Annotated in this window: 13 protein-coding genes; 6 read left to right on the top strand and 7 right to left on the bottom strand. The window is 69.1% G+C overall.

The window, feature by feature from the left end:
- Both QZX79_RS04885 and QZX79_RS04880 read right to left on the bottom strand, forming a co-directional pair.
- Positions 1-1,086 (bottom strand): DUF6350 family protein (locus QZX79_RS04885; protein WP_294565433.1); only part of this gene is annotated, 1,086 nt, incomplete at its 3' end.
- A 102-nt stretch (positions 1,087-1,188) separates the two neighbouring features.
- Entirely contained in the window at positions 1,189-1,992 is an 804-nt protein-coding gene (locus QZX79_RS04880) for a sulfite exporter TauE/SafE family protein (protein ID WP_294565431.1), read from the bottom strand.
- Positions 1,993-2,009: 17 nt separating this feature from the next.
- On the opposite strand from QZX79_RS04880, the gene QZX79_RS04875 reads away from it, so the two are divergent.
- The 3 genes from QZX79_RS04875 (at position 2,010) to QZX79_RS04865 (ending at position 5,209) form a co-directional block, all read left to right on the top strand.
- Positions 2,010-2,645 carry a DUF1684 domain-containing protein gene (locus QZX79_RS04875; RefSeq protein ID WP_294565428.1) on the top strand — a complete coding sequence of 212 codons (636 nt, stop codon included), beginning with the start codon at positions 2,010-2,012 and terminating at the stop codon, positions 2,643-2,645.
- Between the two features lie 315 nt (positions 2,646-2,960).
- Positions 2,961-4,376, top strand: a complete 1,416-nt coding sequence (locus tag QZX79_RS04870) for a stealth family protein (protein ID WP_294565426.1) — start codon at positions 2,961-2,963, stop codon at positions 4,374-4,376.
- Between the two features lie 29 nt (positions 4,377-4,405).
- A complete protein-coding gene (locus QZX79_RS04865) occupies positions 4,406-5,209 on the top strand; it encodes an MSMEG_6728 family protein (RefSeq protein ID WP_294565423.1) in 804 nt (267 codons plus the stop codon).
- A 150-nt stretch (positions 5,210-5,359) separates the two neighbouring features.
- Here QZX79_RS04865 and QZX79_RS04860 read toward each other — a convergent pair whose 3' ends face one another.
- The 5 genes from QZX79_RS04860 to QZX79_RS04840 form a co-directional block, all read right to left on the bottom strand.
- Positions 5,360-6,271 (bottom strand): phosphodiesterase, encoded by a 912-nt coding sequence (locus QZX79_RS04860; protein ID WP_294565422.1) that lies wholly within the window; start codon positions 6,269-6,271, stop codon positions 5,360-5,362.
- Positions 6,272-6,396: 125 nt separating this feature from the next.
- Complete coding sequence (locus QZX79_RS04855) at positions 6,397-7,410, bottom strand: glycine betaine ABC transporter substrate-binding protein (RefSeq protein ID WP_294565419.1); 1,014 nt, start codon at positions 7,408-7,410, stop codon at positions 6,397-6,399.
- The gene (locus tag QZX79_RS04850; protein WP_294565436.1) at positions 7,407-8,114 is read right to left on the bottom strand and encodes an ABC transporter permease; all 708 of its coding nucleotides are present in this window, start codon (positions 8,112-8,114) and stop codon (positions 7,407-7,409) included. Before QZX79_RS04850 ends, QZX79_RS04855 begins: the two co-directional genes overlap by 4 nt.
- Before the next feature lie 76 nt (positions 8,115-8,190).
- Positions 8,191-9,486 (bottom strand): ABC transporter ATP-binding protein, encoded by a 1,296-nt coding sequence (locus tag QZX79_RS04845; RefSeq protein ID WP_294565417.1) that lies wholly within the window; start codon positions 9,484-9,486, stop codon positions 8,191-8,193.
- Complete coding sequence (locus QZX79_RS04840; protein WP_294565414.1) at positions 9,479-10,120, bottom strand: ABC transporter permease; 642 nt, start codon at positions 10,118-10,120, stop codon at positions 9,479-9,481. The genes QZX79_RS04845 and QZX79_RS04840 overlap by 8 nt, the downstream gene beginning before the upstream one ends.
- A 329-nt stretch (positions 10,121-10,449) precedes the next feature.
- Here QZX79_RS04840 and QZX79_RS04835 point away from each other — a divergent pair, with 329 nt between their 5' ends.
- The 3 genes from QZX79_RS04835 (at position 10,450) to QZX79_RS04825 (ending at position 13,385) form a co-directional block, all read left to right on the top strand.
- On the top strand, positions 10,450-10,866 hold the full coding sequence (locus tag QZX79_RS04835; protein ID WP_294565411.1) for a hypothetical protein: 417 nt from the start codon (positions 10,450-10,452) through the stop codon (positions 10,864-10,866).
- A gap of 167 nt (positions 10,867-11,033) precedes the next feature.
- Positions 11,034-12,410 carry an ABC transporter substrate-binding protein gene (locus QZX79_RS04830; RefSeq protein WP_294565408.1) on the top strand — a complete coding sequence of 459 codons (1,377 nt, stop codon included), beginning with the start codon at positions 11,034-11,036 and terminating at the stop codon, positions 12,408-12,410.
- Between the two features lie 3 nt (positions 12,411-12,413).
- A complete protein-coding gene (locus tag QZX79_RS04825; RefSeq protein ID WP_294565406.1) occupies positions 12,414-13,385 on the top strand; it encodes a carbohydrate ABC transporter permease in 972 nt (323 codons plus the stop codon).
- Positions 13,386-13,683: the final 298 nt, after the last annotated feature.

Genomic DNA, 13,683 nt, shown 5'->3' with positions numbered 1-13,683 from the left:
TGCCGCGCCGCCGAGGCCCGCGAGGAGGCCCACGAACAGTCCGAGGCACACCGTGGAGACGATCGAGGTGAGCCAGCGGGCCGGGGTCTTGAGGCTCAGCCACTCATCGAAGTGGTTCTCGCCCTCCCGAAAGAACCACCATCCCGCCAGCAGGCCCGCCACCACGGGCAGCGCCAGGGCCACGATGCCGAATTCGAGGGCCCCGGCCGGCAGTGCCCCGAGCACCGGAACGGCGGGGAGGGGACCGACGGTGCTGGCCATCGGCGTGAGCGAACTGCCGGTGCCGAGGGCGAACCCTGCCCCTGAGGCCCAGGCGAGGGTCCACACCACGAGGTTCGGCAGCAGGCCGAGCTGCCCGAGGGTCAGAGCCGTCGACCCCGCGATCCCTGCCTCGAGGCGTTCGTACACGGTGATGACTTCGGTCCAGTGAAGGGCCACGGCGGCGGCGAGCAGGAGCGCCGCCAGGCCGGTGGCCGCCAGCACGCCGAGGAAGGCCGAGCGCACCACGGACCAGGCGTACGATCCGGCCCAGCGCGAGTGCTGGCTGGTCCGGGCGATCCAGGCGGCAAGGTCCACGCCGATCAGGCGGCTCCAGGCGCCGGCCTCACGGTAGGCGCCGGTGACGATCCCGAGGCCCGCCGACACCGGCGGGATCAGTGCACCCGCCGTCAGGGACACGGACACGTCGGCGTTTGTCGAGAAGTAGGCCACGGCGGCGCCCACCACCGCGTAGATGCCCAGCGCCCCGAGAACGGCCTGCCACAGCTGGTCGGTGTAGGAGGCGCGGGCAAGGCGCCGTCCGGCACGCCAGGCGAGGAGGAACGGCACGAGCACCAGGCCGAGCGGAACGGCGTGCAGCAGGCCGGAGGTCGTCCCGGCGATCACCGTCCCCGGCGGGAAGGTGAGCACCAGCGGCACCCCGTGCATCACCACCCAGGCGTGGCCGGCCGACTGCGCCGCGGAGACGGCGTCGCGGTCGGCGAAGCCGCCGGTCAGCCACACCGCGGCGACCGGAATCAGGACCAGGGCCGCGGAGATCGCTGCGGCCTGGCCGAGCTCGAACACCCCCTGCAGCCAGAGGGGCATGGGAACGGCTGTCGGTCTCCGGCGTGGAAGTTTCATCCCTTCAATGGTGCCACCGGCTCCGGCCGGCTCCGCCCACCGACGCGGCCCGGCGGCACCGGCGGGTTAGCCGAGCAGGTCGGCGATCCCTCGAGCGGTGGCCAGCCCGGCCCCGACGAAGGCGATGACGACGACGGCGAAGCGGGCCGTGTCGTCCCGCACGAAGCGCCCGAGTTTTTCTCCGGTGAAGATCCCGGCGAGGATGACGCCGCCGATGGCTCCCCACATCCAGGGGGCGAGCACCGGTGCCTGGGCCGGGTCGAGCAGGAGTTTGATCGCGAGTGTCACCAGCCCGATGACGACGAAGAAGGGCTGCAGGGTCGCCGCGAAGGGCCGCTGCGGCCATTTCGCCAGGACGGCGTAGGCGCTCACCGCCGGTCCGCCGACCCCGGCCATCGAGTTGGTGAGCCCGGCGCCGAATCCGGCCAGGACCTTGGGCACATTGCCCCGGACGACGACGTCGGAGCGCTGGAGCACCAGGGAGATGGACAGGGCGGCGAGCACGACGGCGCCGACGGTCACCGCCAGCGGCGCCGCGGGGGCGGCGACGGCGATGAGCGAACCCGGGATTGAGCCTAAGAGCGAGGGAAGAGTCAGCCAGCGGAACATGCTCCAGTCGATGTCCCGCCAGACCCGTCCGACGATGACCGCCGAGGACACCACCCCGCAGATGTTCACCAGCAGCACCCCCTCGTGGGGGCCGAGGATCAGCACGAGGAACGGGGCGATGAGCAGGGCGAAGCCGAGGCCGGCGATGCGCTGGGCCACGGCTCCGGCGAAGATGGCGCCGAGCACGACCAGAAAAATCCCAAGGGTCACCGTCCCCACAGTACGCAGGACGGTGTCATTATCGGTGCGCCCGCGCGGCACGGGGGTACCCTGAACCCATGACCTTGCTCACCACCGCCCTCGACACGGCGGACTGGCGGAAATCAGTGTTCAACCTCTACGGGCAGGTGCGCCGCAGCGCAGCCGAGGACTCCCCCGAGGCGGCCCACGCCCTCTGGCGGGCCGGCCGGGATCACCTGCTGGGCACCCACCCGGCCTCTCCCCTCGACGCCGCGGCGAAGGAGCGCTTTGCAGGGGTTGCCATGGCCGACTACGACCCGGCCTACCGGTTCGAGGCCGCGGTGAGCGATGAGGGGGCCGGGGAGGTCCGGGATGTCGAGACGGGCACCGACGGCACCGTGCCCTTCCAGCGGCTGGGCAGCGTCGTGCTGCCGGGACTAGGGCAGCTCGCGCTGTGGCGCCTCCAGTCCTACGGCGGCGGCATCTTCCTTCCCCTGCGTGACACCACTGCGGGGCGCGACGGCGGAACCTACGGGGGCGGGCGGTACCTGCTCGACACCATCAAAGGCGCCCACCTGGGCGAGGGCCGCCAGCCCGGCAGCATCGTGATCGACCTGAACTTCTGCTACAACGCCTCGTGCGCCTACGACGAGGCGTGGGCGTGCCCGCTGCCCGGGCCCGAGAACCGGCTCGACGCCGAGGTCCCGGTCGGAGAGCTCTACCGCACCTACTAAACCCCCGGATCGGGGCCGACACCCCCGGCTGCCGCGCGCCCGCGTACCGCACCCGGTACCGGACCGGCGCCTGAAAGAGCAGCCGCCCGCAGGCTCTATCATTGGAGCTTCACACCCATCTGCGCGGAGGCAACGATTACAGACACGGCTGCACAACACGACATTTATTTCGGTGCTCCCGAACCGGAGAACGAAGCCGAGATTCTCGAATCCGCCTCCCGTGCGGCAGTCGCCCGATTCACCGACCGCTCCGACATCACCACCGTCAAGCGGCGCTTCACCCTGATCAACTCCGACCGCACCCCGCACGAGGCCATGGTCGAGGACCTGCTGTTCATCCGCGCTGCCCTCGATGCCGCCGGCATCCAGTTCCTGCTGGTGCGCGGCAATGACGAACGCCCCGTCATCGCCATCGACGTCAAGGACCAGGAGCGGCTGCGCGCGGCCCTGGTGGAGGCGTGCCGGAACGAACCCTTCTATTCACGCACCGTCGACACCAAGCGCCGCACCACCCTGCTGGTCGCGGACGGGTCCCTGTCGCACAGCCGCAAGGCCCGCATCTACCGGCTGTTCCGCCCCCGCATCGAACCGATCGGCGGGCTGGCCTACGGGCCCTCCGCCGGCGTGCAGATCGAACTGTGGGCCCTTCACGCGGACAACATCGAACTTCCGGTGGAGAACTCCCTGACCCGCCGCACGGTGCCTGCGGCCGAGGCGGTGCGCGGATCCGTTGAGCGCCACGGCCTGAAGTGGCCCACCATCGACAATATGTTCGCCGACCACGCCTCGGACATCGGCTTCGACATTGACCTCGTCTTCTCCTGGGTCGACGGCAGCAGCCCCGAATACCAGGCGGCGCGCGCCGCCCGGATGAAGGGCGCCGTCGTCGGTGAAGGCGACGACCACGAGGCGCGCTTCCGCCAGATCAACGAGCTGAAGTACGCGCTGCGCTCGGTATACATGTTCGCCCCCTGGGTGCGCCGGATCTTCATCGCCACCGATTCCCAGCGCCCGGAGTGGCTGGCGGACCACCCCTCGGTGACCCTGGTGCGTGCCGAGGAGCACTTCTCGGACCCCTCGGTGCTGCCGACCCACAATTCGCAGGCCGTCGAGGCCCAGCTGCAGCACATTCCCGGGCTCGCGGAGCACTTCCTCTACTCCAATGACGACATGTTCTTCGGCCGCCCCGTGGCCCCGGACATGTTCTTCTCCCCCGGGGGGATCACCAAGTTCATCGAGGCGGACACCCGGATCGGCCTCGGCGAGAACGACGCCGAGCGCAGCGGCTTCGAGAACGCGGCGCGCGTGAACCGGCGGCTGCTCCACGAGCGGTTCGGCCGGATCACGACCCGCCACCTCGAGCACACGGCGGCTCCGCTGCGCAAGAGCGTGCTGCTGGAGATGGAGGATGAGTTCGCTGCGGAGTTCAAGGCCACCGCCGCCTCAACCTTCCGGGCGAAGGACAACATCTCCGTTACCAACTCGCTCTACCACTACTACTCGCTGCTGACCGGGCGGGCGGTCACCCAGGAGATGGCGCGGGTAAAGTACGTCGACACCACCGCGCGGTCGGGCCTGAAGAGCCTCAACAAGATGCTCGACAAGCGGAACTTCGACTTCTTCTGCCTCAATGACGGAAGCTTTCCCGAGGTGCCCGCCGACGAGCGGGCGCGGCTCGTCACGGAGTTCCTCGAAAAGTACTTCCCGGTCAAGGCGCCCTGGGAGAAGTAGCCCGTCCGGGCGCGTGCCAGACTTGCACCATGCAGACGTTCCTGCCCTACCCGGACTTCGCTGCCAGTGCCGCCGTGCTCGACCAGGCACGGCTGGGCAAGCAGCGCGTCGAGACGCTGCAGGCGCTTCGGGCGCTCGTTCTTCCCGACTACGGGTGGCAGCGGCACCCGGCCATCCGGATGTGGATGGGCTATGTGCCGGCCCTGAGCCTCTACGGCCTGGCGATGGTTCGGGAGTGGGTCTCGCGCGGGCACGCCGATACGACCGGCCCGCTGATCCGGGAGTTCGCCCCCGACGCCGACCCGCAGGACGTCGCGCTGCCGCCGTGGCTCGGTGACGCCGGCGTGCATCTGAGCCACCAGTCGAACCTGATCCAGAAGGCCCCGGAGATCTACCGGGACCGCTTCCCCGGCGTCCCGGAGGACCTGCCATACCTGTGGCCGGAGCCCGAACGGGAGATCCTTCCGGCCGAACCCGACGGCGGCCGGGTCTGGATCTGGCGCGGGGGCCCAGACCCAGATCCAGACCCCGCCGGGGAGTCCGAGGCGGCCCTGCGGATGCCGCTGCAGGCCCCCGGCGGCCGGGCCGCCCCGAAGTGGGACCGCCAGCTCGAGGTCTTCGAGCACGGCATCGCCGACGGCGACCCGGTGGTGCTCGCCGGCGCCGATCCCGACCGGTTCCGCACCGGCACGGCCGGGCCGGTGCTGCTGGCGGAGGATGCCCTGCTGCGCGGGGTGGCCCTGGACGGCTGGGTGCGCCGCGGCGACTTCGATCGCCCGGCCCTGCTCCAGGATCCGCGGACCCTGTTCTGCGTGCCGCAGCCACGGCGCTGACCTGTTCCGGCGGGCCGGCCAGACCCCGCTGAACCGTCAGTCCCCGCTGAACCGGTCTAACTCCACTGAACCGGTCTAGCTCCGATGAACTGGCCGGACCCCGCTGAACCGGTGGGACCCCGGTGATCCGGTTCGATCCAGGTGAGCGGGTCAGACCCCGCTGAACTGGCGGGCCGGGGCCGCCTCGGCGATCCGCACCCCCGCCGCCTCAAGGCGCCGCCGGGTCTCGGCGCGGGGAACTGTCTCCCCCACCGCGGTGTACTGGCCGGACGGGACCACCGAATGCACGATCGTGTCCTCGTAGACGTGGACCATGTTGTAGGACTGGGCGCCGTCGCGGCCCCGGGTCCCGCCGCCGTCGAAAAGCAGGTCCTGGGTGTAGCAGGTGGCCGAGGCGACCGAGACGGGGACCCCGGCGAAGGTCGCCGTCGTCGAGTAGTGGAGGTGTCCGGCGATGACGGCCCGGATGTCCGAGCCGCGCACCACCTCGGCCAGGTCCCGCTGCCCGCGCAGCTCCACGAGGACCGCGAGGTCCTGGACGCTGGGCACCGGCGGGTGATGCAGGGCCAGGATGGTTCCGTGCGGGGCGGGGGTGAGCAGTTCGTTGGCCAGCCACAGCAGCTGGCCGCGGCTGAGCGCGCCGTGGTGGTGGCCCGGGACGCTCGAGTCGAGGGTGATGATCCGCAGCCCGTCGACGTCGTAGGAGCGGTCCACGGGTCCGGTGCCCGGGGCTTCGTCGAGGAGGCCCTCGCGGAAGCTGGCGCGGTCGTCATGGTTGCCCATCGCCCACACCACCTTCGCCCCGAGGCGCTCAGCGGCGGGATCGACGATCGCCCGCAGCTTCTCGTAGGCGCCGGGCTCACCCTTGTCGGCGAGGTCCCCGGTGAACACGATGGCATCGGGCCGGGCCCCGGAGGCGGTCAGGTCGGCGAAGATCCGGCGCAGCCGCTCCTCGCTGTCCACCGCCCCGTAGAGGGGGCCGGGACCTCCCACCAGGTGGGTGTCGCTCAGATGCAGGATGAAATGCTGCGGCCTCGGATGTTCGGCCGTGCGGTACTCCATGGCAACCTTCTTGGTAGTTGACTGCGTCGTACAACCCAATTGCCTTCCATCAAAGCAGAGCGCAGGCACCCGTGAGGTGAATGAGGCGCGGCAAGTCGGAAAACTTAAGGCGCACCCCCGGCCGGTCAGCCCGTCCCGGGGTCGGAGATGAAGCCCTTGTCGACCATGAAGTCGAAGGCCACGTCGGCCGGCTCCTGGCCCTCGACGTCCACCAGCAGGTTCATCCGCCGCAGCTCCTCGTCCGTGAGTTCGGCCGCGACCTGGGCGAACACCTCCTCGAGGCCCGGGTGCTCCTCCAGGACCTCCGTGCCGAAGACGGGCGCGGCGTTGTAGGCGGGGAAGAAGTTCAGGTCGTCCTCGAGGAGGGTCAGGTCCAGCGCGTCGATCCGGCCGTCGGTTGAGAACACCTCGCCGAAGTTGCAGTCGCCCTTGTCGGTGGCCGAGTAGACGGCGCCGGTGTCGTAGACCCCGATGTTGCCGTCGGGCACCCCCTCGGGGGTGCCGCGGGTCAGGCCGTAGTGCTTGAGCATGGGGTTCAGGCCGTCGCTGCGCGAGTTGAACTCGGACTCCACGCAGAAGGTGCGCTCCGCCACGGGCAGCCCGGCGATCTGCGAGAGCTTGCTGATCCCGCCGAGTGCCTTCACGGCCTCGGTGCGCACCGCGATGGCGTAGGTATTGTTCAGCGGTGCCGGCCGGCCCCAGGTGAGGTTGTTGGCGAGGTCGGCGTCGTGGACGGCCTGCCACTGCTTTTCCTTGTCGGGAATGCCTTCCGACTGGTTCAGGAAGGTCAGCCACGCCGTGCCGGTGTATTCGATGGTCAGGTCGGCGTCGCCCGAGACGAGCAGCTCGCGCACCGGCTGGCTGCCGGGCACATTGGTGAGGTCGGTGACGTCGAACCCGGCCGCCGCGGCGGCCAGCACCGAGATCTTTCCAAGGATCAGCTGCTCGGTGAAGTTCTTCGAGGTGACGGTCAGCTCGGCGCCCTCGGCACCCTCGAGGACCTCGATCGATCCGGGGCCGGCCTCGGGCACGTAGGAGGTGGCCGGCTGCAGGCCGCAGCCGGCCAGCAGCGCCGCCGACGCCGCAAGGAGGCCCGGAAGCACCCGGCGGGCGACGGAGGGGGAACGGTGCACGGTCATGAGAGTCCTTTCGGGCGTGCCACGTGCTCGATGACACGGCCGGCCCAGTCGACGAGCAGCGCCAGGAGCGCCACGATCACCGAGCCCGCCACGAGCACGCGCGGAAGGTTCAGGTTCACGCCGGTGGTGATGAGGATGCCCAGGCCGCCGCCGTTGATGAAGGTGGCCAGGGCGCCGGTGCCGACGAGCAGGACCAGGGCGGTCCGGATGCCGGCGAGCATGATGGGAACCGCAAGGGGAAGCTCGACGCGCACCAGCACGGCCAGGGCGCTCATGCCCATCCCCCGGCCGGCCTCGACCAGCCGCGGGTCGACCTGGTTCAGGCCGACCATGGTGTTGCGCAGGACGGGCAGGACCGCGTAGAGCACCAGCGCGGCGACCGCGGCCCGAAACCCGAAGCCGAGCCAGAAGGCCAGGAGCACCACGAGCCCGACGGCGGGGGCCGCCTGGCCGAAATTGGCGACGGCGAGCACCGGCCCGTTGAAACGCGCGAAGTGCCTGCGGGTGAGCAGGACCCCCAGCGGGACGGCGATCAGCAGCACGATCAGCGCCGACAGCCCGGTCAGGGCCAGGTGCTCGCGGGTGTAGCCGGCCAGGGACGCGGGGCTGAGAGTGGTGCGTTCGGTGTCGGTGAGGTCGGCCACGGCCAGCCAGACGGCCAGGGCTACGCCGACCAGCAGGATTCCGGCAAGCTGGAGCAGCAGCGGGCGCCACGACAGCGGCGCGGCGTCGGCGCGGATGGCCGCCTCCTGCCCTGCCGGGACGGCGGTGCGCGGAGACTCACTCACCGGTGCGCTCCGGTCCGGCCAGACCGGCCGCCGGCACGCCGGGGGTGCCGCTGGCCTGCACGGCCTCGAGCGTGCCGGTGTTCACTCCGACCGGGCGGCCCTCCGCGTGGGCGGTGCGGGCGTGCCGGTGCGCCCGGCCGATCGCGTCCATGACGGTGTCGACGTCGATCACGCCGCGGAACGTGTCGCGGGGTCCGGTCACCAGCGCCGCGCCGACGCTCGAGACGAGCATGGTGTCGAGGGCGTCATTGAGGGTGGCGCGGTTTCCCACGACGGGCAGCCGTGGGTCGCGTGCGGCGCCGACCCGCTCGAGCCGGCCCAGCTGCCGGCGCGAGAGCCACTGCAGGGGGCGGTTCCGAGCATCGACGATGACGGAGTGGTTGTGCCCGACGGCGTCCATGCGTGAGAGCACGTCGGTGGTGAGGTCGCCGGGGCGGGCCACGACGGCGTCAGCCACCTCGACCTCGTCCACGCGGGTCAGCGTCAGCTGCTTGAGGCCGGCGCCCGAACCGATGAAGTTTTCGACGAATTCGTTGGCGGGCTCCGCGAGGATGCGTTCGGGGGTGTCGTACTGGACGAGCTGGGCGCCTTCGTTGAAGATCGCGATCCAGTCGCCCAGCTTCACCGCCTCGTCGAAGTCGTGGGTGACGCAGACAATCGTCTTCTGCAGTTCGCTCTGGATGTTGAGCAGTTCATCCTGCAGGCGCTGGCGCGTGATGGGGTCGACCGCGCCGAACGGTTCGTCCATGAGCAGCACCGGCGGGTCGGCGGCGAGGGCGCGGGCCACCCCGACGCGCTGCTGCTGTCCGCCGGAGAGTTCGCGGGGGAACCGGTCGCGGTAGCGGTCGGGATCGAGGGAGACCAGTTCGAGCAGTTCGTCGACGCGGGCGGCGATGCGTTCCTTGCTCCAGCCGAGCATCTTGGGAACCAGCGCGATGTTGGCGGCGACGGTCATGTGCGGGAACAGTCCGCCGGCCTGGATGACGTACCCGATCCGCCGGCGGAGGGCGTCGCCGTCGATTCGAGTGACGTCGTCGCCGTCGAGCACGATCCGGCCCTCGGTGGGCTCGATCAGCCGGTTGATCATCTTCAGCGTGGTGGTCTTGCCGCAGCCGGAGGGCCCGACGAACATCACGATCTTTCCGGCCGGGATTTCAAGGGTGAGCCCGTTGACGGCGGGCTTGCCCTGGCCGGGATACCGCTTGGTGACGGTGTCGAGCAGGATGCTGGCGCCGGTGATCGGCGGAGCCGCCGCTGTGGCCGGCGAGGGGAGAGTTGTTTCAGACACGGATACCTCGTGGGGTTGTGAGCCGGCCCAGGCCGACGAGAAGCAGGTCAAGGACAAGGGCAAGGAGGATGACGCAGACGACACCGGTGGCGACCGACTCGAACGAGTTCGCCCCGCCGAGGCGGGAGAGCCCGGAGAAGATGAGGCCGCCGAGGCCGGGGCCGAGCGCGTAGGCGGTGATCGCGGCGATCCCCATCACCATCTGCGCGGAAACACGGATCCCGGTGAGGATCACCGGCCAGGCCAGGGGAAGTTCGATCCGGACGAGGGTGCGGATCCGGCCCATGCCGATGCCGCGCGCTGCCTCAACCAGGGACTGGTCGATGCCGGTCAGGCCGACGACGGCATTGCGCAGGATCGGCAGTGCCGCGAAGAACGCCACGACGATCACCGCCGGGCCCACCCCGAACCCGAGGGGGGCGATCAGCAGGCCGATCAGCGCGAAGGCGGGAATCGTGAGGCCGATCGCGGAGATACCGTTCACGAGGGCCGAGAGGGTGGGGCTGCGGTAGACCAGCGTGGCCAGGACGACGGCGGCCACCGCCGCGAGCAGCAGGCACTGCACCACGAGGGAGAAGTGCTGCCAGCTCGAGAAGAGGATCGAGTCGATCCTTTCGACGAGGAAATCGGTCACATTCGTACCCTTTTCACCTTGGGGGAACTGCCCGCGCGTAGGTCGCGGCGGGAGAAAACCAGGCCGCTGTATCGGTGAACGGCGGCCTCTACCTTAGGCAGGTTTCACAGAAGTTTCCATTTCACCAGCGGTCTCGAGGGCCCCTCCGGCAACGCCGGATGGCCGTCCGCGACGGTCCGCGGCGGCGTCCCGCGTCACCTTCGGCGGTATGCTGGATTCGCCCTCGGGACCCCCGTAGGCTCGATCCAGCCCGTGGCTCCGCCGAAGGTTTCAGCACCGAATCCGTGGCGGAAATCCGCGGAAGTATCCTCCGAAAGCAGGACCATTACATGGTTATCAAACTCAGCCACATCCCCCCGAGGGCGGCCACGGGTGCCTTCATCCTTAACGCCGGAATCGGCAAGCGAGGCCTCGATGAGGAGAGCGCCGCGTACATGCAGCAGATGGCCGCCGGCGTCTTCCCCCAGGTCGGCCAGTTCGACCCGGAGAAGTTCGGCAAGATCCTCTCCGCGGTGGAGATCGGCCTGGGCAGCCTCCTGCTCGTGCCGTTCGTTCCCAGCCGCCTCGCCGGCCTGGCCCTGGCAGGCTTTTCCGGGGGGCTTCTTGCGATGTATCTCAAGACCGAGGGAATGACCGAGAAGGACGGGGTGCGCCCGACCCAGGCCGGAACCCCTGTCGCCAAGGACGTCTGGATGCTCGGCATCGCCCTGGGCCTCATCCTCGACTCGCCGAAAAAGCGGAAGTAGCCGCCATCCGCCGTACCGGCGCGCACGCCAAGCCTGCTGACAGTAAGCTGCCTTAGGTATTTCGGGGAGAAGTGCTTATGCTGACTTCACACGGTAGTCCCGCGTCGACCGGAGGTTGAAAACCCACTCCTCGAGCCGTCCGGGACGTTCGAAGCGAAGGGGCGGGTATGAAGACTCGGAAGTCACTGGCCATTGCGGCAGCTTTAGGGCTGACACTCTCGGCGTGCGCCACCGGTACGGGCGGATCCCAGACAGCCGAAGACAGCCAGTTCGACCCGGAGGCCGAGGTCTCCGGGGAACTGAACATCATGGGCTTTGGCGCGACCGACGAGATCGGCGAAACGCGCGTAAAGTCGGCGGAGGAGAAGCTCGACGGCGTGAAGGTGAGCCTGGTCGAAGGCGACCTGGACATCCAGCAGTTCCTCTCCGCCGTCGCCTCCGGGGAACCTCCGGCCCTGATCTACGCCAACCGCAACCAGCTCGGGACCTTTGCCTCCCGGGGGGCAATCATGCCCCTGAACGAGTGCATCAACGCCCACGGTATTCAGGTCGACCATTTCCGGGCGGCTGCAATGAGCCAGGTGACCTTCGAGGACGAGGTCTACGGGGTGCCCGAGTTCAACCAGGTGCAGATCGTCATGGGCCACTCGGCACTGCTCGAGGAACAGGGCCTCAGCGTGGAGGACATCGACGGCTCCGACTGGGACGGCATCCGGAAGGCCGCCGACACGCTCGTCAAGAACAAGGGCAAGCTCAGCGTGATCGGCTACGACACCAAGCTCCCCGAATTCCTTCCCATCTGGGCCAAGGCCAACGGCGCGGACATCCTCTCCGCGGATGGACGCAAAGCCCAGCTCAACGACCCCGCCGTCGTCGAGGCCCTCGAGTTCGCGTCGGAGATCTATGAGAAGCAGGGCGGCTTCAGCGCCGTCAAGGCGTTCCGGGACTCGGCCGACTTCTTCGGGGAGGGTAACCAGTTCGCTTCGAACACGCTCGGGGCGATGCCCATGGAGCAGTGGTACGTGAACATCCTCAACGACGTTTCGCCGGACGCACCCATGGCCTTCACCACCCTGAAGGACACCTCGGGCGAGACCATGAGCTACTCCAGCGGGTCGGCCTGGGCCATCCCGAAGGGAAGCTCGAACCCCGAGGCCGCCTGCCGGTTCATCGAACACATGACCAAGGTCGACACCTGGATGGAGGCCGCCACCGCCCGCGCCGACATGCGCGCCGAGGAGGGCAAGCCGTTCACGGGGCTGTTCACCGGCAACCAGGCCGCCGACGAGCGGATCAAGGAAGAGTTCGTCAAGGTGGGCTCCGACCCCAAGTGGGACGCGGCCATCGAGGCCTCCTACGAGGCCAATGAAGCATCCTTCGCCCTGCCGGCCAGCCCCGCCGACGCCGAATTCGAGACGGCGTGGGAGGATGCGGTGAACCGGGTGCTCAACGGCCAGCAGGAACCCCAGGCCGCCCTCGACCAGGCGCAGGAGGAGGCCCAGCAGGCTCTTGACGAGGCCTGGAGCTCCTGGGACGAGGAATAGGAGATGAGCTCGCAGGCCGCCCCGCTGCGGGGCCCTCGGGCCGCTAAGCCGGTGCTCCGGCCGGGCCAGCGGCGGAACCGCCGCCGCGCCCGGCGCGCCGCCCTGCTGTTCATCAGCCCGTGGATTGCCGGCTTCCTCATCTTCACGCTCTGGCCGGTGATTTACAGCGCCTACCTGTCGCTGACCGACTACGACGTGATAAACAACCCGAACTTCGTGGGCACGGCCAACTATGCCGAGCTGTTCGAGGACCCCAAGACCGCCCTGTCGCTGCGCAACACCTTCATCTACACCGCCATCTCGGTGCCGGCGCACGTGATCGTGTCGCTGCTGCTGGCGCTGCTGCTGAACCGGGCCGGGCGCGCCTCCGGGTTCTTCCGGACAGTGTTCTACCTGCCGAAGATGACGCCCCCAGTGGCCATCGGCATCCTGGTGCTGCTCCTGTTCAACGGGCAGAACGGGCTGGTCAACGGTTTCCTCGGCTGGTTCGGCATCGACGGTCCGGCGTGGACCACCGACCCGTCCTGGATCAAGCCCGGGTTGATCCTGATGAGCCTGTGGACCCTGGGGTCCTCGGTGATCATCCTGCTGGCGGCGCTGCGCGATGTGCCGCAGGAACTCTACGACTCGGCGAAGGTCGACGGCGCCAACAGCTTCCAGGTCACCCGCAGCATCACCCTGCCGATGATCAGCGGAAGCCTCTTCTTCCTCGTGATCATCAACACGATCGCAGGCTTCCAGACCTTCACCGAGGCGTACACGGCGTTCTTTGGCTCGGGCAACACCACCTACAGCAACGACGCCGCCCTGTTCTATTCGATCTACCTGTTCCAGCAGGCCTTCGAATTCCTCCATATGGGCTACGCCTCGGCCCTCGCCTGGGTGCTGTTCCTCATCGTGCTGATCGTCACGGTGATTCAGATGATCGTCAGCAGGAGGTTCGTCTACTACGAAAGCGGGAACAACGATGGCTGATCTCCAGGTCGGTGCCACACACCTTCCGCCGGCCGTTCCGCCCCGGACCCTCGACGTCGACCTCCCGACCGGGGGCGAGCCGCCCGTCTCCCGGCCGCCGGAGTCCGTCCGGCCCGCCTACTCCCGCGCCCGCCGGAACCCGGTCGCGAAGATCCTGGCCTGGCTGGCGCTCGGCGGGGCCGAGGGGAGTCGTCCGGCCGGACGACGCCCCTCGGCCACATCCGCGGCAGTCTCGGCAAGACCGGGCGGTTATCCTCTGACTGGCCGGTAGACCAGGGCGAGGGTGCCGGAACCGAGC

Source organism: uncultured Arthrobacter sp., from assembly GCF_902805515.1.
Classification (GTDB): domain Bacteria; phylum Actinomycetota; class Actinomycetes; order Actinomycetales; family Micrococcaceae; genus Arthrobacter_D.
The sequence above is the reverse complement of the archived record's forward strand: the minus strand, read 5'-3'. Positions and strand labels throughout refer to the sequence as shown.

What these genes read in the sequence shown, in the direction of transcription:
- QZX79_RS04875 (WP_294565428.1), top strand. Translation starts at nt 2,010, where the DNA reads ATGACCTTGCTCACCACCGCCCTCGACACGGCGGACTGGCGGAAATCA.
- QZX79_RS04870 (WP_294565426.1), top strand. Translation starts at nt 2,961, where the DNA reads ATGGTCGAGGACCTGCTGTTCATCCGCGCTGCCCTCGATGCCGCCGGC.
- QZX79_RS04865 (WP_294565423.1), top strand. Translation starts at nt 4,406, where the DNA reads ATGCAGACGTTCCTGCCCTACCCGGACTTCGCTGCCAGTGCCGCCGTG.
- QZX79_RS04860 (WP_294565422.1), bottom strand. Translation starts at nt 6,271, where the DNA reads ATGGAGTACCGCACGGCCGAACATCCGAGGCCGCAGCATTTCATCCTG.
- QZX79_RS04855 (WP_294565419.1), bottom strand. Translation starts at nt 7,410, where the DNA reads ATGACCGTGCACCGTTCCCCCTCCGTCGCCCGCCGGGTGCTTCCGGGC.
- QZX79_RS04835 (WP_294565411.1), top strand. Translation starts at nt 10,450, where the DNA reads ATGGTTATCAAACTCAGCCACATCCCCCCGAGGGCGGCCACGGGTGCC.
- QZX79_RS04830 (WP_294565408.1), top strand. Translation starts at nt 11,034, where the DNA reads ATGAAGACTCGGAAGTCACTGGCCATTGCGGCAGCTTTAGGGCTGACA.
- QZX79_RS04825 (WP_294565406.1), top strand. Translation starts at nt 12,414, where the DNA reads ATGAGCTCGCAGGCCGCCCCGCTGCGGGGCCCTCGGGCCGCTAAGCCG.